Here is a 20,562-nt window from a genome sequence, read left to right on the forward strand (position 1 = left end):
GCGGCGCCGGTCCTGGGGCAGATGGTAGACGAGTTCGGCCTCGCCGCGGCCGCGCCGGCGGCGGCGCAACCCAGGCGCGGCAACGCATCCCGGCAATGCAGGCCGACGGAATCGGCGCTAAAGCCGGTGCATTCTCGGCCGCTACCTCCCTTATCCCACGTTGCGTCCGCTGTTCCCTCCCCTCCCACCGACAGCACCGATGAACCTGCCAGCCAAGCCCGCAGAAGCGGGAATCGACGACCATATCCGCTCCGTGGTCGGCCTGTCCGACCAACTGCTCGGGCAGCTGCGCCGTTCGTTGCAGCGCATCGACGAGATCAACCGCACCACCCATGTGATCTCGATGAATGCCCGCATCGAATCGGCACGGATCGGCCAGGCCGGGCGCGGCTTCAGCGTCATCGCGCAGGAAATGGACGTGCTGTCGCGGCGCGTCGCCGACGCCACCCAGGACCTGGACAAGGTCGCCGCCAGCACCAGCGCCGACATGCGCCACACCCTGCAGCGGCTGGAAGACGACGTGCGCCGCACGCGCCTGAGCGAACTGGCGCTGAGCAACATCGACCTGATCGACCGCAACCTCTACGAACGCAGCTGCGACGTGCGCTGGTGGGCGACCGATGCGGCCATCGTCGCTGCCGCGCGCCCTGGCCGCGGCGACGACGCACTCGCCTACGCGTCGCGGCGCATGGGCCAGATCCTGGATTCGTACACCGTCTACTTCGACCTGGTGCTGGCCGGCACCGACGGCCGCATCCTCGCCAACGGCCGGCCGCAGCAGTACGCCTCGGCCGGCAGCGACGTGTCCGGGCAGGCCTGGTTCGAAGACGCCACGCGTACCCGCAGCGGCGAGGAATTCGGCTTCCAGGACGTGCACGCCAGCACCCTGGCCGATGGCGAACGCGTGCTGGTGTACTCGTGCACGGTGCGCGACGGCGGCCGCGTCGACGGGCGCGTGCTGGGCGTGCTCGGCATCGTGTTCCGCTGGGACGCGCTGGCGCAGACGGTGGTGCAGCGCACCCCGCTGTCGGAGCAGGAATGGGGCCGCAGCCGAGTGTGCATCGTCGACCAGCGCGGCCAGGTCCTGGCCGATTCGGCCGGCCGCATGCTGCAGGAACGGATCGACTTCCCCGGCCGCGAAGCGCTGTTCAAGCAACCGCGTGGCGCGGTGCTGAGCGACCTCGACGGGCGTCCGCACTGCATCGCGCACGCAGCCTCGCCCGGCTACGAAACCTATCGCACCGGCTGGCATTCGCTGATTCTGCAGGCGCTGTAGCGCGACGCGGGCGGGCCGGCCAACGCTCAGCGCTGGCCGACCCTGATCACCACCTTGCCCTTGGCACGTCCGCGCTCGACGTAGGCCAGGGCCTGCGCGGTCGCCTCCAACGGGAACACCCGATCCATCACCGGCCTGATGCTGCCGGCCTCGATCAACGCGCCGATCTCGCGCAACTGGTCGCCGTTGGCGGTCATGAACAGGAAGGCGTAGCCGACCCCGTGCCGCCTGGCCTTTTTGCGGATGCCGCTGCTCAGCAGACGGATCGCCTGCCGCAACGGCCACGCCAGGCCTTGTCGCACGGCGAAGTCCGGGTCCGGCGGGCCGGAGATGGAAATGAGCTGGCCGCCGGGCTTCAGCACGCGCAGGGATTTCTCCAGCACGTCGCTGCCCAGGCTGTGCAGGACCACGTCGTAGCCGTGCACGACGGTCTCGAAGTCCTGCGTGCGGTAGTCGATGACGAGGTCGGCGCCCAGCGCCTTCACCCAAGCGACGTTGCCGGTGCCGGTGGTGGTCGCGACGAAGGCGCCGAGGTGCTTGGCGAGCTGGATGGCGATGCTGCCGACGCCGCCGGAGCCGGCATGGATCAGCACCTTCTGTCCCTTCTGCAGCCGCGCCATCTCCACCAGGGCCTGCCACGCGGTCAGCGCGACCAGCGGAACCGAGGCGGCCTCCTCCATGCCGAGGTTGGCAGGCTTCAATGCCAGCGCGCTTTCCTTGACCACGATACGTTCGGCGAAGCTGCCGATGCGGTTGGCACGCGCGTACACCGCGTCGCCGGGCTTGAAGCGGCGCACGCCGGCCCCGACCCGCAACACCACGCCGGCCACGTCGTGACCCAGCACCAGCGGAAACCGGTGCGGCAGGATCAGCTTGAACTCGCCCTTGCGGATCTTCGCGTCGAGCACGTTGACGCCAGCGGCATGCACCTCCACCAGCACATCGTCGTCGCGCACCTCCGGTTCGGGCAGCTCGCCGATCCGGCCCGGGTGCCTGTTGCCATAGCCGTCGATAAAGAACGCTTTCATGATGTTTCCCTGACCAGAACGAACCCGAGGACGAACACGATTTCGAGCATCACCGCGACCAGGATCCCGCGGCCGGCGTGCCCGCTGGCCAGTTCGCCGATGCCCAGCGCCGCCAGCAACGTACAGGCGGTGACGAAGCCCGCCACCAGCGCCGAACGCGCCGGCGACGGCGCCGCGCCGCGTGCCATGAAGAACATCACGCTCAGGCCCGCATACAACGCGGCCCCGCGTCGCGCCATCAGCTCGGCCGAAGGCGAAGCGCCGACGTCCCAGTTCGCCAGCATCGCACCCGGCGAGAACATCCAGGTGCAGGCGATCGCCAGGAACAGCAGCGAGGTCAGCACCGACAGCGAGCGGAAACCCGGGCGCATGACCATCACCGGTTGAGGATGCGCGACAGCACGGCCTGGTGGATCCAGCGCGGCGTCGCCCACATGAAGACCGCGTTCAACTTGTTGATCAGCCCGGGCACCACGCTGATGCGACCGGCGTCCAGCGCGCGCATGCCGGCACGCACCACCGGCGGCGTCTGCATCATCAACGCCGCGAGCTGCGGCGTGATCCGCTGCTGGGCGACGCGCGCGAAGCCGGTGTCGGTCAGCCCCGGGCACAGCGTGGTGACGGTGACGCCATCGCGCGCGAACTCGCGATGCAGCGCCTCGCCCAGGCGCAGGACATAGGCCTTAGCGGCCGAATACACCGCGAAGTCTTCCACGCCCTGGTAGGCCAGCAGGCTGGCCACCTGCAGGATCTTCCCGTGCCGGCGCCGCTGCATGTCCTGGCCGAACAGGTGGGTCATCGCGGTCAAGCTGGCGATATCCAGCTGGATCATCGACAGCACCGGCTCCAGCTCGGCCGCCAGGAACCGCCCCTGCAGCCCGTGCCCGGCATTGTTGATCAGCACCTCGACGTCGATGCCGCGCGCCTGCAGGCCGGCGTGGAGCCGGCGCACCGCCGCGATCTGCGACAGATCCACCTGCTCGACGAGGATCTCCACGCCGTGCCGCTGCCGCAACGCCTGCGCCAGCGCATCGAGCCGGTCCAGGCGCCGCGCGACCAGGATCAGTCTGTGGCCGCGTGCCGCGTACTGCCGGGCGAATTCCTCGCCGAATCCACTCGATGCGCCGGTGATCAGCACCCAGCTGTCGCGTTGCGGTTTCATGGTGATGGTCTCGATCGCGACAGGTGAGGGGCTGCAGGCTTCAGGCCGCCGGCCGGTAGCGTTCCGCGGCATTGGCCTGGCGGATGCTTCCCAGCAGCGCCTGCCTGGCGCCGTCGAGGGTGTCCCAGCGGTCGGCGTCGTGCAGCGGCGGGATGGTCACCAGTTCGCGGCGATCGAAGCCGATCAGCGCCGCATCGACCAGTTCCTCGACGTCCATCACCTCGGGCAGCGTGTTGACGTCGATGCCCGCGCGCTCCCAGATCTCGGTGCGGGTGGCCGCCGGAAGCACCGCCTGCACGTACACGCCCTTGGGCGCCAGTTCCAGGTTCATGCCCTGCGACAGGAACAGCACGAAGGCCTTGGTCGCGCCGTACACGGTCATGCCGAATTCCGGCGCCAGGCCGACCACCGAGCCGATGTTGACGATCGCGCCGTCGCCGGACTGCGCCAGCCGCGGCGCGATCGCCACCGCCAGCCGTGTCAGCGCGGAGGTGTTGAGCGCCAGCAGGCGTTCGACGCCCTCGCCCGTCTGCTCGGCGAAACCGCCGGACTGGGCCATGCCGGCGTTGTTGATGAGGATGCCGATGCGCGCGTCGTCGCGCAGGCGCGCTTCGACCTGCGCAACGTCGGCCGCTGCGGTCAGGTCAGCCTGCAGCACGTCGACCGCGACGTTGTGCTCCGCGCGCAGGCGCGCGGCGAGCGCGTCCAGGCGGGTCTTGTCGCGTGCGACCAGGACCAGGTCGTGGCCGCGCTGGGCGAAACGCTGCGCGTAGACGGCGCCGATGCCGCTGGAGGCGCCGGTGATGAGGACGGTGGAGGTGCTGCTCATGCGAGTGGTCTCTTCGGATCGGAAGGGAAAGTGCGGCCACGACGACGTGGCCGGTGGGACGACGGTGCCGCTCAGGCGCTGGCGCTTTCGGCCAGCGTCGGGTAATCGATGTAGCCCTTGGCACCGCCGCCGTAGAGCGTGGCCGGATCCGGGGCGGCCAGCGGCGCGCCGGCCTGCAACCGCTCGACCAGGTCGGGATTGCCGATGAACGCGCGGCCGAAGGCGAACAGGTCGGCGCTGCCGGCGGCGAGGCTGGCGCTGGCCAGCGCCGGGTCGTAGCCGTTGTTGGCCAGATAGGTTTGCTTGAAGCGGCTGCGCAGCGCCGCGTAATCGAACGGCGCCACGTCGCGCGGCCCGCCGGTGGCGCCCTCCACCACATGCAGGTAGACGATGCCCAACGCGCTGAGTTGCGCGGCGATGTAGTCGTACTGCGGCTGCGGATCGCTGCAGGAGATGCCGTTGGCCGGCGACACCGGCGAGATGCGCACGCCGGTGCGCTCGGCACCGATGGCCTCGGCTACCGCCGCGGCGACCTCCAGCAACAGGCGCGCGCGGTTCTCGATGGAACCGCCGTAGGCGTCGCTGCGCTGGTTGGCGCCGTCCTTGATGAACTGCTCCAGCAGGTAACCGTTGGCGCCATGCAGCTCCACCCCGTCGAAGCCGGCGGCGATGGCGTTGACCGCGGCCTGGCGGAAGTCGTCCACGATGCGTGGCAACTCGTCGCGCTCCAGCGCGCGCGGCGCGGACACGTCGGCGAAGCCGTTGTTGACGAAGGTCTTGGTGGCGGCGGCGATCGCCGAAGGCGCCACCGGCGCGGTCCCGCCGGGACGCAGGTCCACGTGCGAGACGCGGCCGACGTGCCACAGCTGCACGAAGATGCGCCCGCCCTTGGCGTGCACCGCATCGGTGACCGCGCGCCATCCGTCGATCTGCGCCGGGGTGTAGATGCCGGGCGTGTCCTGGTAGCCCTGCGCGTCCGCCGAGATCTGCGTCGCCTCGGTGATCAACAGGCCCGCGGACGCGCGCTGGGCGTAGTAGGTGGCGGCCAGTTCGCTGGGCACCAAGCCCTTGCCGGCGCGGTTGCGGGTCAGCGGCGCCATGACGATGCGGTTGGCGAGCGTCAGCGGGCCCAGCGGGTACGGCGTGAACAGTGCGGTGTCGGACATGGTGGCGTTGGTTCTCGAAGGTGGAGGCGTGCCGGCGGCGCGAAGATCGGCACCGCAATGCGGCGCGCCGCGGCGATGGACGGGCGCCCCCGGGAAACAGGTGAATCGAAGCAGCCACGTAATGATGACGAACATAATCTAACTTGTCAACGTTTTGATGATGACCAGCATCAATGTATCCTTGACCCTGGAAAAGGCGACACTGGAGGGCATCCGCGATGAAGGTCAGCAAGGCGCAGGCGCAGGCGAACCGGGCGCATATCGTCGAAACCGCGTCCGCGCTGTTTCGCGAGCGCGGCTACGAGGGGATTGGCGTGGCCGATCTGATGGCCGCCGCCGGTTTCACCCACGGCGGCTTCTACAAGCACTTCGCGTCCAAGGCCGACCTAGCGGCGGAGGCGACGGCATGCGGGATCGCGCAGACGGTGGCCCAGGTCGGTGGAATCGATACGCCGGAATTCGTCCGCCGCTATGTGTCGCGCGCGCACCGCGATACCCGCACGGTCGGCTGCACCATGGCCGCGCTGGGCGGCGACGCCGCGCGCCAGCCGGAGGCGGTGCGGGCCGCGTTCGCGGACGGCATCGAAGGCGTATTGGCGGCCCTGGAACGCGAGGACGCTGCAGCGACCGACGGCGGCCCCAACCAAGCGCGCGCCAAGCGCCTGGACATGCTGGCGCACGCCCTCGGCGCGATCGTCATGTCGCGGGCCTGCCCCGACGATTCGCCGCTGGCGGACGAGATCCTCGCCACCTGCCGCGCCACCCTGCTCGCATCGTTGGACCCGGGCCTGGAGACAGACACGCGCGGCGCGGCGTGATCGCGGCGATCGCGCGCCACACCCAGGCGCCGCGACGTCGGCACCCGGAAAACCCTCGCGAGCAGTGGGAACGGCAGGTCCGCATCTGCATCGCGGCCGTCGGTCATGGACGTTGCGTACCGAAGCGGATGCACTGGGCGCGCGGCCGGCGTGTCATCAGGCAAAAAAAAGCCCGGGCGCGTGACGCGGCCCGGGCCTGCTGCTGCGACCGCTTATTCGCGGTAGCCGCTGTCGTTCTTGTTGTGGATGATCCAGATCAGGTTGCCGCCGCTGCCCATCGACTTGCCGGCGAACACCAGGCGGCCCTGGCCCTTGTAGGCCAGTTCGTAACGGTAGCGGTCGCCGCCGTAGAAGAACGGGATGAAGGCCTTGCCGGTGACGTAGGACCCCTGGTCGGTCGGTTCGCCGATCAGGTCGGTCACCTGCTTCATCGGCATGCCGATCTTGAGCTGGGTGAACTTGCTGTCGGGTGCCGGCTTGCCGGTGATCTCGCCTTCGTAATCGTTGACGCCCTTGACGGTCTCGCCGTAACCAGCCTCGACCTGCGAGGAATTGGTAACTTCGCCATCGGCGTTCATCCAGCTTGGCGTGCCGCTATGCTTCTTCGCCATCGCCTGCATCGGCAGCGCGGCCGCCATCGCCACGGCCAGCACCAGGGCTCCCGTCCATACACGGTTGATCTGCATCTTTTCGCTCCTTGCATCCATTGAGTGCCCCCTGTCCATCGTCTGTCATGCCAGCGCGGGAACATCCGCTGGCCAGCGCCGCATTAGTGCATGCGTCGGCGCCGATGTCCACGCCTGGCGGGCGCCGCCATCGACGCTTGCCTGCATCCGCCGGGCATGCTAAAAAACGCGCCAGCGTGATGCGCATTCCAGGCGCAAGCCCATGGATCAGGCGCCACCGCCCCACCGCAAGGACGTGCCGTAATGCTCACTTACCGTCGCCCCCGTGTCCTGCCCGCGCTGTGCGCCCTGGCACTGCTGGGGAGCGCGCCGCTGGCCTCGGCCGACATGTTCGGCAGTCCCGAAGACATCGCCCGCAGTTGGCTCGGCCACGACGCCGCCGAGTTGATGATGCAGTGGCCGGTGGACCGCGGGCTGTACACCTCGGAGAACACCGAGACCCACGAAACCGCCTACACCTATAACTTCGGTGTCGAGGAGCATTACCGGACCGACTACTGGACCGAGCAGGGCGGGGTGATCGGCATGGCCCCCGGCGGCAACGGCGTGGCGCCCACGCCGATCTTCGAGCAGAACCAGCGCAGCCAGACCGTTTTCGTGCCGGCCGAACACCACTGCGAGATCACCTTCGTCGCCGATGCCGAAGGCATCATCACCCGCTACGATTTCGCCGGCAGCAAGTGCCAGCCGTATATCCGCAGCTGGGGCCGGCCGAAGAAAAAGAAATAGTCGCCGCGCGCGTTGCCGGCTTTCGATTCGCACACACAGGGGAACATCCGATGAGCGCAAAGAATTCACTCGCCCGTGTCGCCTGGTCGGCGATCGCATTGACGCTGCTGGCGCTGAGCGCCCCGGCGCTGGCCGCAGGTCCGCGCCATGGCGAGATCGTGGCGCTGGAGCCGATCGAGAACAAGAATACCGACGTGCCCGAGCGGACCAAGACCATCAAAAATGCCGCCGCCAGTCTCGGCGGCCTGGCCGGCGGCTTCCTCGGCCTGAAGAGCAAGAGCTCGGTGGGCGTCGGCACCGGGCAGGCGGCCGGCGCCGCCGCCGGCGAAACCGTGGGCGCCAAGATCGCCGGCAACGGCCCGGCCGCGCACTACATGGTGAAGATCCGCTTCGACAACAAGTCGCAGACTGTGGTGTCCAAGCCAAGCGCCGAAGTGGCCGGGCTGGCGGTCGGCAGCCGGGTCAAGGTCACCGGCAGCGGCGAGGACATGCGCATCGAGGCCGAGTGAGCAGCACCGGCGCGGCCACTGCGCCCGCGCCGCTCGGCAAGCAAAAAAAAGCGCCCTCGGGCGCTTTTTTTGTGGGCGGCGCGGCGGCTTACTTCGCCACCACCTTGACCATTTCCAGGCACTTGTTGGAATAGCCCCACTCGTTGTCGTACCAGGACACCAGCTTGACGAAGGTGCTGTCCAGGGCGATGCCCGCGTCGGCATCGAAGATCGAGGTGCGCGCGTCGCCGCGGAAGTCGGTGGCCACCACCTTGTCTTCGGTGTAGCCGAGGATGCCCTTCAGCGCGCCTTCGCTCTGCGCCTTCACTTCGGCGCAGATCTCGGCGTAGGTCGCCGGCTTGTCCAGCTCCACGGTCAGGTCGACCACCGACACGTCCGAGGTCGGCACGCGGAAGCTCATGCCGGTCAGCTTCTTGTTCAACTCCGGGATCACCACGCCCACGGCCTTGGCTGCGCCGGTGCTGGACGGAATGATGTTCTCCAGGATGCCGCGGCCGCCGCGCCAGTCCTTGTTGCTGGGGCCGTCCACGGTCTTCTGCGTGGCGGTGGCGGCGTGCACGGTGGTCATCAGGCCGCGCTTGATGCCCCACTTGTCGTTGATCACCTTGGCCAGCGGCGCCAGACAGTTGGTGGTGCAGCTGGCGTTGGAGACGATCGCCTGGCCGGCATAGGTGGCGTGGTTGACGCCGTACACGAACATCGGCGTGTCGTCCTTGGACGGGGCCGACAGGATCACCTTCTTGGCGCCGGCGTCGATGTGCTTCTGCGCGGTGTCCTTGGTCAGGAACAGGCCGGTGGATTCGATCACCACCTCGGCGCCGACCTCGTCCCACTTCAGCGCCGCCGGATCGCGCTCCTGGGTCAGGCGGATCTTCTTGCCGTTGACCACCAGGTGATTGCCGTCGACCGACACCTCGCCGTCGAAGCGGCCGTGCACCGAATCGTACTGCAGCATGTACGCCAGGTAGTCGGGCTCGAGCAGGTCGTTGATGGCGACGATCTCGATGTCGCTGCCGAAATTCTGTACCGCCGAGCGCAGCACATTGCGTCCGATGCGACCGAAACCGTTGATGCCAACCTTGATTGCCATTTCAGTAGCTCCTGCGGCCGCGCCAGACGCGGCGGATGGAAGGGGGCGAGCATTCTATCAGGCCGGCCGCATCGCGCCCGGCATGCGCTTCGACGCGTTTGATCAGGATCAAGGCGGCGCGGCGACGCCGGCAGGACACTGCGCCCACACCCAAACGAGACACCCATCATGCGCAAGACCTCCCCTCTCCTGCTGTCTGGCCTGGCGGCCGCCCTCGCGCTGTGCGCCCTGCCGGCGCTGGCGCAGTCGCAGGGCGACTGGACCGTGGGCATCGGCGCCCACCAGGTCAACCCGAAGTCCGACAACGGCAAGCTGGCCGGCGGTACCCTGCCGCTGAGCATCGGCAGCGACATCAAGCCGACCGTCACCTTCGAGTACTTCGTGCACCAGGACCTGGGCATCGAGGTGCTGGCCGCGCTGCCGTTCAAGCACGATATCGACGTCAAGGGCGTCGGCAAGGTCGGCAGCACCAAGCAGCTGCCGCCGGTGGTCTCGCTGCAGTACCACTTCAACAGCGCCGGCAAGGTGTCCCCGTTCGTCGGCGCCGGCATCAACTACACCACCTTCTTCAGCGAGGACACCACCGGCGCGCTGGCCGGCACCAAGCTCAAGCTGGAGGATTCCTGGGGCCTGGCCGCGCACGTCGGCGTGGACGTCGCGCTCACCGACAAGTCCGCGCTGCGGGTGGACCTGCGCTGGGCCGACATCGACAGCAAGGTCAAGGTCAACGGCGCCAGCATGGGCACCGCGAACATCGATCCGCTGGTGTACGGCCTGGCCTATGTGATGAAGTTCTGAGGCTGCGCGGGCGCCGCGCTTCTCTGGCAGACTACGCTCCACAAGGATGTGGATCGGTCGCCGCCGGGCCGACACTGGGATTCGCATCCGCCCATTCGCCGTCACCGGGGTCCCCAATGAAGCCACGCCTGTTCCGCCGTCTCGCCGTCGCCGCCCTTGCCGCCATCGCCCTGCCCGCCGCGGCGCAGTCGGCCGGCCACTTCACCACCAGCTACGGCATCCACGGCATGGTGCCAGGGTCCTCGAACGGCACCCTGAGCGGCAGCGAGCAGCGCTTCAGCGCCGACACCGCACCGGCGCTCTCGTTCAGCTACGAATACTTCTTCCGCGGCAACCTCGGCGTGGAGATCCAGACCCTGGTCGGGCAGCAGAAGATCGGCCTGGAACAGGGCGGCGATATCGGCAGCGCCTGGGCGCTGTCGCCGACGCTCTCGCTGCAGTACCACTTCAACGGCAACGGCGACATCTCCCCGTTCGTCGGCGTGGGCCTCAACTACACCACCTTCCTGGGCGCCGACGGCAAGGGCGCGTTCTCCCGCGACGACGTCAAGTTCAAGGACAGCGTCGGCCCGGCCGTGCATGCCGGCGTGGACTTCGCCATCGGCGAGCGCAGCGCGCTGCGCGTGGACGCGCGCTGGACCAGCATGCGCAGCGACGTGGAAGTGGACAGCGGCACGCTCGGCAAGGCCAAGCTCGACCCCATCACCTACGGCCTGGCCTACCTGCTGTATTTCTGATCCGCAGGGCCCGCAGCCGCGTCCACGCGGGCGAGGCTTAGCGGTTGCGCAACGGCGCGATGACGCGGCCATGGCAACGTCATCGGCGCCGGCTAGAATCCGCGCATGAAATCCTCTCTCTTCGTTTCCGCCGCGCTCGCCGCGGCACTGGCCGCCGCGCCGTCCGCCGCCTTCGCCTGGGGCCCGCTGGGCCATCGCTTGGTCGCAGATCTCGCCGATGCCCAGCTCACCCCGCAGGCCCGCGCGCAGGTGCAGCAGTTGCTGCAGGGCGAACCCGAGCCGACCCTGGCCGGCGTCGCCAACTGGGCCGACCAATTGCGCGAAAGCGACCCGGACATGGGCAAGCGCACCGGCCCCTGGCACTACGTCAACCTCGGCGAAGAGCAGTGCCACTACGAGGAAACCCGCGATTGTCCCGACGGCAACTGCGCGGTCGAGGCGCTGCGCCGCCAGGCCGCGATCCTCGCCGATCGCAGCCAGCCGCAGGCGGCACGGGCCCAGGCGCTGAAGTTCGTGGTGCATTTCGCCGGCGACATCCAGCAGCCGCTGCACGCCGGCTACGCCCACGACAAGGGCGCCAACACCTTCCAGATCCAGTTCGAGGGCAAGGGCAGCAACCTGCATTCGCTGTGGGACAGCGGCCTGCTGCGCAGCCGCGGCCTGGACGAGGCGCACTACCTGGCGCAGCTGCAGGCGCAACCGCTGCCGGCCCCCTCGCCTGCCGGCAGCGCGTTGCCGCCGCCGGCCGCGGCCTGGGCCGAAGCCTCGTGCCGGATCATGCTACGCCCGGGCTTCTACCCGCCCGGCGCCAAGCTGCCGGCCGACTACGTGGCGACCTGGCGCCCGGTCGCCGAAGCGCAACTGCGCCAGGCCGGCGCGGATCTGGCGGCGACGCTGAACGCTGCGCTGGCGAAGTAACGCGCGGCCCCTGCTTTTTGTAGGAGCGGCTTCAGCCGCGACAGGCCTTCCCGATAGATCCTGTCGCGGCTGAAGCCGCTCCTACAGGGATACAGGAATACAGGAATGCTGCGGGATTGCGCGGGGCCGGACCTAGCCGGCATGCCCTTGCGCCCAGCGCACGATCTCGGCAACACCGATCGCACCGCTGTGCCGCGCCAACTCGCGGCCATGCCGCAGCAAGGCCAGGGTCGGAATGCTGCGGATGCCGAAGCGCCCCGCCAGCGCCGGCTGCGCCTCGGTGTCCAGCTTGCCCAGGCGCATGCGCGGTTCCAGGTGTGCGGCGGCCGCCTCGAACTGCGGTGCCATGGTCCGGCACGGGCCGCACCACGGCGCCCAGAAGTCCACCAGCAGCGGAATGTCGCTGCGCTCGGCATGGGCGGCGAAGGTGTCCGCGGTCAGCGCGACCGGCGCGCCGACGAACAGCGCACGATGGCAACGCCCGCATTGCGGTGCCGCCGCCAGGCGTTCGCCCGGCACCCGGTTCAGCGCCTGGCAGTGCGGGCAGGCGATGTGCAGCGGATCGCTCACGCGCCGGCCTCGATGCTCTTGTCGCCGAGCAACACATTGCCGTGCGCGTCCTTGACCGTGACCTGCACGTCGATGCCTTGGCGCACGCTCTGGGTGACCACGCAGAACTGCTCGAACTGGTCGAGGATGCGCTGCAGCTGCGCGTAGTCCTGGTTGCCATCGGGCAGTTGCAGTTCCACCGATGCCTGCGGAATGCGCCAGAACCCTTCCGCGTTGCGCATCGGCGTGGCGGTGATGTGCGCGGCCACCCCGACCGGATCGTTCTTGAACTTGCGCAGCGCGAACAGCAGGCTCGCCGCCAGGCAGTTGGCGATGCTGGCCAACAGGATGCGCGAAGGGTTGGGCCCGCGCTCGTGGCCCAGCGGCGCGGTCTCGTCGCCCAGCCACGGCGCCAGATCGGTTTCGTCGAACTGGATGCGGAACGCGAAATCCGCCTCCTGTTCGAGGGTGACGCGGATCGGATCGCCGATGGTCATGCAGAACTCCTCATGCAGGTCTCCAGTGACACAGACAGGGGGAATGCCGACTCTACGCCGGCACCGGAAAGACCGCGTGGACGCGCATGCGCATCTCGCTCACGCCGGCTTGGCAGCGCGGCGCGCCAACGGGTAGTACAGCAGCGGGATCACCAGCAGGGTCAGCGCGGTACTGATCAGGATGCCGAAGATCAGCGCCACCGCCAGGCCGTTGAAGATCGGATCGTCGAGGATGAAGAAGGCGCCCAGCATCGCCGCCAGCCCGGTCAGCACGATCGGCGGCGCGCGCACCGCGCAGGCCTCCACCACCGCCTGCTCGGCGCTGCGGCCCTGCGCCAGCGCCTGGCCGATGAAGTCCACCAGCAGGATCGAGTTGCGCACGATGATGCCGGCCAGCGCGATCATGCCGATCATGCTGGTGGCGGTGAACTGCGCGCCGAGCAATGCGTGCCCCGGCAGCACCCCGATCACCGTCAACGGGATCGGCGCCATGATCACCAGCGGCACCAGATAGCTGCGGAACTGCGCCACCACCAGCAGATAGATCAGCAGCAGGCCGACCGCGTAGGCGATGCCCATGTCGCGGAAGGTCTCGTAGGTGATCTGCCACTCGCCATCCCACTTGACCGCGAAATCGCCGCTGTCGAGCGGTTGCGCGATGAAGGACTGCGCCACTGCCTGCCCGCCGACGCGCTGTCGGCGCAGCTGCCCGACCAGGTCGAACATGCCGTACAGCGGGCTGTCCAGGCGCCCGGCCTCGTCGCCGGTGACGTACACCACCGGCCGCAGATCCTTGTGCCAGATCGCACCGTCCCACGGCAGCCGCTGCACCGCGACCAGTTCCGACAACGGCACCAGCTGGCCGTCGCCGCCGCGCACATGCAGCGCCAGCATGCGCGCGACGCCGGCCTGGGCGGCCGCGGCCAGGCGCAGCCGCACCGGTTGCGGGTACTTGGAAGCGCCATCGTGCAGCCAGGTCGCGTCCACGCCCTGCACCGACGCCGCCAGCGCATCGGCGATCGCCGACTGGGTCACGCCCAGCCGCGCCGCGCGCACCCGATCGACCACGAGCGCCTCGCGCGTCGCCGCGCTTTCCACGCTGGTATCCACATCGACCACGTTCGGCGTGCGCAGGAAGCGCCGCTCCAAAGCCAGCGCCAGCTGGCGGCTGCGCGCGTAGTCCGGGCCGTACACCTCGGCCACCAGCGGCGCCAGCACCGGCGGGCCCGGCGGCACCTCCACCACCTTCAGCGCCGCGCCGTGGCGGCGCGCAATCGCCGCCAATGCCGGACGCAGCGCGCGCGCAATGGCGTGGCTTTGCCGCGTGCGCAGCTGCTTGTCGACCAGGTTCACCTGCAGATCGCCGACGTTGTTGCCGCTGCGCAGGTAGTACTGACGCACCAGGCCGTTGAAATTGACCGGCGCCGAGGTACCGGCATAGCCCTGGTAGTCGTGCACGTCCGGGGTGCGGTCGAGCACGCCGGACAGTTCGACCAGCAGCGCATCGGTGTCCTGCAGGGTGCTGCCTTCGGGCAGATCGACCACGATCTGCAATTCGGACTTGTCGTCGAACGGCAGCATCTTCATCACCACCCATTGCAACCCGACCAGCGACACCGCCAGCACCAGCAGCGCGGCGATGCCGGCGAACAGCCAGCCGCGCCGCCGCGCGCCGCGCTCGGGGGCGAGGAAGGGGTGCAGCAGTTTCGAGAAGAAGCGCTGCAGGCGCGGCGATGCAGATGGCGTGGCGCCGTCGGCAGCGGCTGGCGCCGGCGCATGCCGCGCCAGCAGCTTCAGCGACAACCACGGGGTCACGATCAGCGCGATCGCCAGCGACAGCAGCATGCCGACCGAGGCGTTGATCGGGATCGGCCGCATGTACGGCCCCATCAGCCCGCTGACGAAGGCCATCGGCATCAGTGCCGCGATCACGGTGAAGGTGGCGAGGATGGTCGGCCCGCCGACCTCGTCCACCGCCGGCGGGATCGCCTCGCGCAGGGTCTTGCCGCCGGCGCGCATGTGCCGGTGGATGTTCTCCACCACCACGATGGCGTCGTCGACCAGGATGCCGATCGAGAAGATCAGCGCGAACAGCGACACCCGGTTGAGGGTAAAGCCCATCGCCCACGACGCGAACAGGGTCAGCGCCAGGGTCAGCACCACCGCGCTGCCGACCACGACGGCCTCGCGCCAGCCCAGCGCGAACAGCACCAGCAGCACCACCGAGCCGGTCGCGAACACCAGCTTGTGGATCAGCTTGGCCGCCTTGGCGTCGGCGCTGGCGCCGTAGTCGCGGGTCACCTCGGCGTGCACGCCTTGCGGGATCGTCTCGCCGCGCAGCTGCTGCAGGCGCGCGGCGACGGCGCGGGTGATCGCGGCGGCATCGCTGCCGGGCTGCTTGGCGATGGCGAGGGTCACCGCCGGCGCGCGGCCCTGCGCCGGACCGCCGCGGCCCGCCGGTGCGCCGTACCAGACATAGCTGCTCGGCAGGTCGGCGCCGGCGCGCACCTGCGCCACGTCGCGCAGATGCAGCGGCTGGCCGTCGTGCACGCCGATCACCAGCGCCGCCACCGTGTCGGCATCGGCCAGGAAGGTGCCGGCGGCGACCGGGACCGCGCGACCGCCGCCGATGCGCTCGCCGAGCTGGCGCACCGCATTGGCCGCCTGCAGCGACTGGCTCAGGTCGGACACGGTCAGGCCGTAGGCGGCCAGCCGCGACGGATCCAGGGTCAACGTCAGCACCCGCTGCGGCGCGCCGATGCTGTAGATATCGCGCGTGCCGGGGATGCGCTTGAGTTCGCTTTCCAGGGTGTGCGCGACCTCGCCCAGGTCCACCGCGCTGCGCTGCGGATCGTCGCTCCACAACGTCACCGCCATCACCGGCACGTCGTCGATGCCCTTGGGCTTGATCAGCGGGGTGCCCACGCCCATGCCCTGCGGCAAGGCATCCAGGTTCGAATAGACCTGGTTGTACAGCCGCACCAGCGCCGCCTGGCGCGGCACCCCGACCTGAAACTCGACGGTCAGCAGCGCCTGCCCCGGGCGGCTGACCGAGGTCACGTGCTTGACTTCTTCGATCTCGGCCAGCTTCTGCTCCAGCGGCGTGCTCAGCAATTGCTCCACTTCGCGCGCATCGGCGCCGGCGAAGGCCACCGATACGGTGGCCATGGTCACGTCGATCTGCGGCTCTTCCTCGCGCGGGGTGATCGCCACCGCGGCCAGGCCCAGCAGCAGGCCCAGCAGCGCCAGCAACGGGGTCAGCGGATTGGCCTGGAACGCCGCTGCCAGACGCCCGGACACGCCCAGTCGCGCCGCCATCTCAGCGCTCCGCCAACGCGCGCCGCTGCGCGGCCAGCGCCTGTCCGGCGGCGACCGGATCGCGCGCCACGCGCTCGCCGGCCTGCAAGCCAGCCAGTACCTCGACCCGCTGCGCATCCTGCCGGCCCACGCGCAGCTGGCGCAGGCTCAGCGTGCCGGCGGCGAGCACATAGGCCGCGCTGAGTTCGCCACGCTGCAGCAACGCCGCGCGCGGGATCCACAGCGTGGCCGTGGCCGCGTCGGCGCCAGCGTCGGGGACGGCGAACGCGGCCTTGGCGGTCGTCCCCGGCGCCGGTGCCGGCGCCAGCGCGGGCAACGGCACGCGCACCGTCACGCTGTGGCTGTTCGGATCGGCGGTGGGGAACACCACCACCTGCGGCACCGTCAGCGCGCGGCCATCGTCTAGCCGCACCTGCGCGCGCGGCGCGGCGCGGATCGCCGCGGCGTCGGACTGCGGCACCTGCACGTCGATGCGCTGCGCGCCAGGCGCGTACAGCGACAGCAGGGCCTGGCCGGTCGCCACCGCTTCGCCCGGCTGCACCTGGCGTGCGCTGACCACGCCGGCGAACGGCGCGCGGATCACCGTGTAGTCGGCCGGCTGCCGCGCCTGCGCCAGTTGCGCGGCGGCGGACTGGCGCGCCGCGACCGCGGCATCGCGGGTGGCCCGGGCCTGGTCCAGTTGCGCACGCGACACGTACTGCGCGCCGGCCAGCGCGGCGTAGCGGCGGTAGCTGGCCTCGGCCTCGTCGGCGCTGGCCGCGGCCGAACGCAACTGCGCCTGTGCGCTGTCCACGCTGGCGCGCTGCTCCACCGCGCTGAGCCGCAGCAGCACCTGGCCGGCGGCGACGCGATCGTTGACGTCCACGCGCACTTCGAGCACCCGCCCGTCGGTCTGCGCCGACAGGTCGGCATGCTCCACCGCGGCGACCACGCCGTCCCAGGCGCGCGCGGCGGGATCGGCGAACGCCACCGTGTCGGTCTGCAGCGCGGGCAGCGGCGGCGGCACCGCCGAGGCGGATTCGTGGCGGCACGCCGCGAGCGACAGGCTCGCGGCCAGCGCGATCGAGAGGGCAAACGGCTTCACGCGGCGGCTCCAGGACGAGGGTTCGACGGAACCCGGTCGGTGCCAGCGAACCGTCGCTGGCTGCGAGATAAATTAGAATTTTCTTATATTAGAGTCAACTGATATTATGAGCGCCGTTCATCCACCGGAGCCCCCAATGCCCCATTCCTCCGCACAAGCCCTGGTCGACAGGGCACGCCCGCAGATCCACGAGGTCGATACCGACGCCGCCGCCACGCCGCTGCCCGGCGAATGGATCATCGACGTGCGCGAACCCGGCGAGTTCGCCGTCGGCCACCTGCCCAACGCGATCAACATTCCGCGCGGCATCCTCGAATTCCGTCTCGACACCGACCCGGCGCTGGCCCGGCGCGACCAGCCGATCCTGCTGTACTGCGCCAGCGGCGGCCGCTCCACGCTGGCCGCGCTGAGCCTGCAGCACCTCGGCTACAGCGCGGTGCGCTCGTTGAACGGCGGCTTCCTCGGCTGGACCGCGGCCGGCCTGCCGGTCGCCTTCTGAGTCCGATGGCCCGCCGCCTGCAACCCGCGATGGATCCTGCGGCGATGCGCGCGCACGCCGGCGAGGCCGCGCGCCTGCTGAAGGCGCTCGGCAACGAGAAGCGGCTGCTGTTGCTGTGCCTGCTGGTGGACCACGAACACTCGGTGGGCGAACTCAACACGCGCCTGGACCTGAGCCAATCGGCGCTGTCGCAGCACCTGGCGGTGCTGCGCGAGGACGGCCTGGTGCAGACCCGCCGCGACGGGCAGACCATCTACTATTCGCTGGTCCCCGGCCCGGCGCAGCGCATCCTCGATACCTTGCACGGCATCTATTGCAGCGCCGGCCCTTCCTCTCCCGCCAAGGCAGGCCCATGAGCCAGGTTCCCCACGTCCACCCCTTCCACCACGCCGGTTCCGGCACCTGGAGCTATCTGGTCGAAGACGGCCACGACGCCGCGGTGATCGATCCGGTGCTGGACTTCGATGCGGACACCGCCACCCTGCGCGAGGCGCCGGTGCAGGGCCTGGCCGAGCTGCTGTCCGCGCGCGGCCTGCAACTGCGCTGGATCCTGGAAACCCATGCCCACGCCGACCACGTCTCCGCGGCGCAGTGGTTCAAGCAACGCTGGCCGCAGGCGACGCTGGCGATCGGCGCCGGCATCCGCGCGGTGCGCGCGCGCTTCGCGCCGCAGTTCGGCCTGGCCGAGGACACCGGCGACGGGCGCTGCGGCTTCGACCACCTGTTCGCCGACAGCGAGCGTTTCGCGATCGGCGCGCTGCAGGCGCAGGTGATCGCGGTGCCCGGACATACCGACGACAGCATCGCCTACCTGATCGGCGACGCCTTGTTTCCGGGCGATTCGCTGTTCATGCCCGACAGCGGCACGGCACGCTGCGATTTCCCTGGCGGCGACGCGGCCACGCTGTTCCGCTCGATCCAAGCGCTCTACGCACTGCCGGCCGCCACCCGCGTGTTCGTCTGCCACGACTACGGCGCAGGCGGCCGCGCGGTCGCCTGCGAAACCAGCATCGGCGCGCAGCGCCGCGACAACATCCATGTGCGCGACGGCATCGGCGAAGCCGAGTTCGTCGCGTTGCGGCGCGCGCGCGACGCGACCTTGGCGCCGCCGCGGCTGATGCAGCCGTCGGTACGCGCCAACATCCAGGCCGGCCGCACCGACGACCTGCACGCCGCGCCGCAGTGAAGGCGGTAGGATGCGGGCATGCCGCGCACGATCGCATTGCGCTAGCGACGGCCTGCGCGCCGTGCGCGCCAGGCCAAGCCGATCGCCGCCCGTCCCCCTGATTCCCGGAGCGCCTCCATGTCCCGTTCGCTACTCCGCCTGCTGTGCCTGCTCTCGCTCGTCGTCGCCCTGGCCGTGCCGCCGGCCTGGGCACAGGCGCCGCTGACCGTGTTCGCCGCCGCCAGCCTGAAGGAATCGCTGGACGAGGCCGCGGCCGCCTACCAGCAGTCCAGCGGCACGCCGGTGCAGGTGTCGTACGCGGCCAGCTCGGCGCTGGCGCGGCAGGTGGAACAGGGCGCGCCGGCGGACGTGTTCTTCTCCGCCGACCTGGAGTGGATGGACTATCTGCAGCAGCGCCGGTTGGTGGATCCGGCGCAGCGCCGCAACCTGCTCGGCAACACGCTGGTGCTGGTCGCGCCGGTGGCGAGCGCCGCCAAGGTCGATCTGCGCAAACCCGGCACGCTCGCCGCCGCGCTCGGTGCGCAGGGCCGCCTCGCGGTCGGCCAGACCAGCAGCGTGCCGGCCGGCAAGTACGCGCGCGCCGCGCTGCAGAAACTCGGCCAGTGGGACGGCGTGCAGACGCGCCTGGCCGAATCGGAAAGCGTGCGCAGCGCGCTGATGCTGGTCGCGCGCGGCGAGGCCCCGCTGGGCATCGTCTACGGCTCCGACGCCAAGGCCGAACCGAAGGTGCGGGTGGTGGCGGTGTTCCCGGCCGACAGCCATGCGCCGATCGTGTATCCGGTGGCGGCATTGCGCGCTGGCAAGAATCCCGCCGCAGCCGACTTCGTGCGCTGGCTGGGGACCGCGCCGGCGCAGGCGATCTTCCAGCGCCGCGGTTTCTCGCTCGCGCGCTGAGCCATTGCCGTTGTTCGCATTCACGCCGCAAGAGCTCACCGCGATCGCGCTCAGCGTCAAGGTCGCACTGGTCGCGGCCTTGGGCAGCCTGCCGTTCGGCGTGGCCTGCGGCTGGCTGCTGGCGCGGCGCCGTTTCCCCGGCAAGGCGCTGCTGGATGCGTTGCTGCACCTGCCGCTGGTGATGCCGCCGGTGGTCACCGGCTATGTACTGCTGATCGTGCTCGGCACGCAGGGACCGGTCGGCGCGTGGCTGCTGGACCACCTGGGCGTGCAGTTCGCATTCCGCTGGACCGGCGCGGCACTGGCCAGCGCAGTCATGGGATTCCCGCTGATGGTGCGCGCGATCCGCCTGGCGCTGGAATCCACCGACCGCCGCCTCGAGGCCGCCGCGGCCACGCTCGGCGCCGGGCCATGGCGGGTGTTCTTCAGCATCACCCTGCCCCTGGCCTGGCCGGGGCTGGTCGCCGGCACCGCGCTCGCCTTCGCCAAGGCGCTGGGCGAATTCGGTGCCACCATCACCTTCGTGTCGAATATCCCCGGGGAAACCCAGACCCTGTCGTCGGCGATCTACGGCCTGCTGCAGGTGCCCGGCGGCGAATCGGGCATCTGGCGGCTGGCGGCGGTGGCCCTGGCGATCTCGCTGGCCGCGCTGCTGCTGTCCGAATGGCTGGTGCGGCGCCAGCGTGGGCCGGAGGCGGACGCGTGAGCCGGCGCAGCGCCGCTGCAGGCAGTCGGCCAGCGGCGAATGTCCGCGGCGCGCCGCATTCGCCGCACGATGCGAGCGTGCGC

The 20,562-nt window shown here is 70.0% G+C and carries 23 protein-coding genes; 12 read left to right on the forward strand and 11 right to left on the reverse strand.

Translation table 11 applies throughout. From position 1 onward, the window contains the following. Positions 1-199 precede the first annotated feature (199 nt). Positions 200-1,276 (forward strand): methyl-accepting chemotaxis protein, encoded by a 1,077-nt coding sequence (locus JR064_RS08560; protein WP_206229440.1) that lies wholly within the window; start codon positions 200-202, stop codon positions 1,274-1,276. A 26-nt stretch (positions 1,277-1,302) separates the two neighbouring features. Here JR064_RS08560 and JR064_RS08565 read toward each other — a convergent pair whose 3' ends face one another. From JR064_RS08565 to JR064_RS08585, 5 genes are all read right to left on the reverse strand, one after another. Continuing rightward, positions 1,303-2,304 carry an NADP-dependent oxidoreductase gene (locus tag JR064_RS08565; RefSeq protein ID WP_206229441.1) on the reverse strand — a complete coding sequence of 334 codons (1,002 nt, stop codon included), beginning with the start codon at positions 2,302-2,304 and terminating at the stop codon, positions 1,303-1,305. After that, positions 2,301-2,738 (reverse strand): hypothetical protein, encoded by a 438-nt coding sequence (locus tag JR064_RS08570; protein ID WP_338123880.1) that lies wholly within the window; start codon positions 2,736-2,738, stop codon positions 2,301-2,303. The genes JR064_RS08565 and JR064_RS08570 overlap by 4 nt, the downstream gene beginning before the upstream one ends. After that, positions 2,681-3,466, reverse strand: coding sequence for an SDR family NAD(P)-dependent oxidoreductase (locus JR064_RS08575; protein WP_206229442.1), 786 nt, complete (start codon positions 3,464-3,466; stop codon positions 2,681-2,683). The genes JR064_RS08570 and JR064_RS08575 overlap by 58 nt, the downstream gene beginning before the upstream one ends. 40 nt (positions 3,467-3,506) lie before the next feature. Continuing rightward, positions 3,507-4,295 carry an SDR family NAD(P)-dependent oxidoreductase gene (locus tag JR064_RS08580; RefSeq protein ID WP_206229443.1) on the reverse strand — a complete coding sequence of 263 codons (789 nt, stop codon included), beginning with the start codon at positions 4,293-4,295 and terminating at the stop codon, positions 3,507-3,509. 71 nt (positions 4,296-4,366) lie between these two features. After that, positions 4,367-5,461 (reverse strand): alkene reductase, encoded by a 1,095-nt coding sequence (locus JR064_RS08585; protein WP_206229444.1) that lies wholly within the window; start codon positions 5,459-5,461, stop codon positions 4,367-4,369. 218 nt (positions 5,462-5,679) lie between these two features. Here JR064_RS08585 and JR064_RS08590 point away from each other — a divergent pair, with 218 nt between their 5' ends. Beyond that, positions 5,680-6,279 (forward strand): TetR/AcrR family transcriptional regulator, encoded by a 600-nt coding sequence (locus JR064_RS08590; protein WP_206229445.1) that lies wholly within the window; start codon positions 5,680-5,682, stop codon positions 6,277-6,279. Between the two features lie 212 nt (positions 6,280-6,491). Here the strand turns inward: JR064_RS08590 and JR064_RS08595 are convergent, their stop codons facing one another. Beyond that, a complete protein-coding gene (locus JR064_RS08595) occupies positions 6,492-6,965 on the reverse strand; it encodes a hypothetical protein (protein WP_425510281.1) in 474 nt (157 codons plus the stop codon). Positions 6,966-7,208: 243 nt separating this feature from the next. Between JR064_RS08595 and JR064_RS08600 the strand changes: the two genes are divergently transcribed. Next, positions 7,209-7,694 carry a hypothetical protein gene (locus JR064_RS08600; protein ID WP_206229446.1) on the forward strand — a complete coding sequence of 162 codons (486 nt, stop codon included), beginning with the start codon at positions 7,209-7,211 and terminating at the stop codon, positions 7,692-7,694. Positions 7,695-7,744: 50 nt separating this feature from the next. After that, the gene (locus tag JR064_RS08605) at positions 7,745-8,203 is read left to right on the forward strand and encodes a hypothetical protein (RefSeq protein WP_241092935.1); all 459 of its coding nucleotides are present in this window, start codon (positions 7,745-7,747) and stop codon (positions 8,201-8,203) included. An 88-nt stretch (positions 8,204-8,291) separates the two neighbouring features. Here JR064_RS08605 and gap read toward each other — a convergent pair whose 3' ends face one another. Then, on the reverse strand, positions 8,292-9,293 hold the full coding sequence (gene gap, locus JR064_RS08610) for a type I glyceraldehyde-3-phosphate dehydrogenase (protein WP_184411928.1): 1,002 nt from the start codon (positions 9,291-9,293) through the stop codon (positions 8,292-8,294). Between the two features lie 168 nt (positions 9,294-9,461). Between gap and JR064_RS08615 the strand changes: the two genes are divergently transcribed. The 3 genes from JR064_RS08615 (at position 9,462) to JR064_RS08625 (ending at position 11,746) form a co-directional block, all read left to right on the forward strand. Continuing rightward, positions 9,462-10,091: an OmpW/AlkL family protein gene (locus JR064_RS08615; protein ID WP_179566833.1), complete on the forward strand. Its 630-nt coding sequence runs from the start codon at positions 9,462-9,464 to the stop codon at positions 10,089-10,091. Positions 10,092-10,207: 116 nt separating this feature from the next. Then, entirely contained in the window at positions 10,208-10,828 is a 621-nt protein-coding gene (locus JR064_RS08620; protein ID WP_179566835.1) for an OmpW/AlkL family protein, read from the forward strand. A 105-nt stretch (positions 10,829-10,933) separates the two neighbouring features. After that, a complete protein-coding gene (locus JR064_RS08625; RefSeq protein ID WP_206229447.1) occupies positions 10,934-11,746 on the forward strand; it encodes a S1/P1 nuclease in 813 nt (270 codons plus the stop codon). 132 nt (positions 11,747-11,878) lie between these two features. On the opposite strand, the gene trxC is transcribed toward JR064_RS08625, so the two are convergent. From trxC to JR064_RS08645, 4 genes are all read right to left on the reverse strand, one after another. Beyond that, the gene (gene trxC / locus JR064_RS08630) at positions 11,879-12,316 is read right to left on the reverse strand and encodes a thioredoxin TrxC (protein WP_206229448.1); all 438 of its coding nucleotides are present in this window, start codon (positions 12,314-12,316) and stop codon (positions 11,879-11,881) included. After that, positions 12,313-12,792, reverse strand: a complete 480-nt coding sequence (locus JR064_RS08635; protein ID WP_206229449.1) for an OsmC family protein — start codon at positions 12,790-12,792, stop codon at positions 12,313-12,315. Before JR064_RS08635 ends, trxC begins: the two co-directional genes overlap by 4 nt. A gap of 99 nt (positions 12,793-12,891) precedes the next feature. After that, positions 12,892-16,110: an efflux RND transporter permease subunit gene (locus JR064_RS08640; RefSeq protein ID WP_241092936.1), complete on the reverse strand. Its 3,219-nt coding sequence runs from the start codon at positions 16,108-16,110 to the stop codon at positions 12,892-12,894. Position 16,111: 1 nt separating this feature from the next. Then, positions 16,112-17,194, reverse strand: coding sequence for an efflux RND transporter periplasmic adaptor subunit (locus JR064_RS08645; RefSeq protein WP_206229451.1), 1,083 nt, complete (start codon positions 17,192-17,194; stop codon positions 16,112-16,114). A gap of 136 nt (positions 17,195-17,330) precedes the next feature. On the opposite strand from JR064_RS08645, the gene JR064_RS08650 reads away from it, so the two are divergent. The 5 genes from JR064_RS08650 (at position 17,331) to modB (ending at position 20,479) form a co-directional block, all read left to right on the forward strand. Then, positions 17,331-17,693 (forward strand): rhodanese-like domain-containing protein, encoded by a 363-nt coding sequence (locus tag JR064_RS08650; RefSeq protein WP_191824449.1) that lies wholly within the window; start codon positions 17,331-17,333, stop codon positions 17,691-17,693. Between the two features lie 5 nt (positions 17,694-17,698). Further along, entirely contained in the window at positions 17,699-18,049 is a 351-nt protein-coding gene (locus JR064_RS08655) for an ArsR/SmtB family transcription factor (protein ID WP_179566849.1), read from the forward strand. Continuing rightward, on the forward strand, positions 18,046-18,879 hold the full coding sequence (locus tag JR064_RS08660) for an MBL fold metallo-hydrolase (protein WP_206229452.1): 834 nt from the start codon (positions 18,046-18,048) through the stop codon (positions 18,877-18,879). The genes JR064_RS08655 and JR064_RS08660 overlap by 4 nt, the downstream gene beginning before the upstream one ends. Before the next feature lie 117 nt (positions 18,880-18,996). Beyond that, a complete protein-coding gene (gene modA, locus JR064_RS08665) occupies positions 18,997-19,773 on the forward strand; it encodes a molybdate ABC transporter substrate-binding protein (RefSeq protein WP_206229453.1) in 777 nt (258 codons plus the stop codon). Positions 19,774-19,783: 10 nt separating this feature from the next. Continuing rightward, entirely contained in the window at positions 19,784-20,479 is a 696-nt protein-coding gene (gene modB / locus JR064_RS08670; RefSeq protein ID WP_179566855.1) for a molybdate ABC transporter permease subunit, read from the forward strand. Positions 20,480-20,562 lie beyond the last annotated feature (83 nt).

Origin of the sequence: Xanthomonas bonasiae, from assembly GCF_017163705.1 — a bacterium.
GTDB classification, from domain to species: Bacteria; Pseudomonadota; Gammaproteobacteria; order Xanthomonadales; family Xanthomonadaceae; genus Xanthomonas_A; species Xanthomonas_A bonasiae.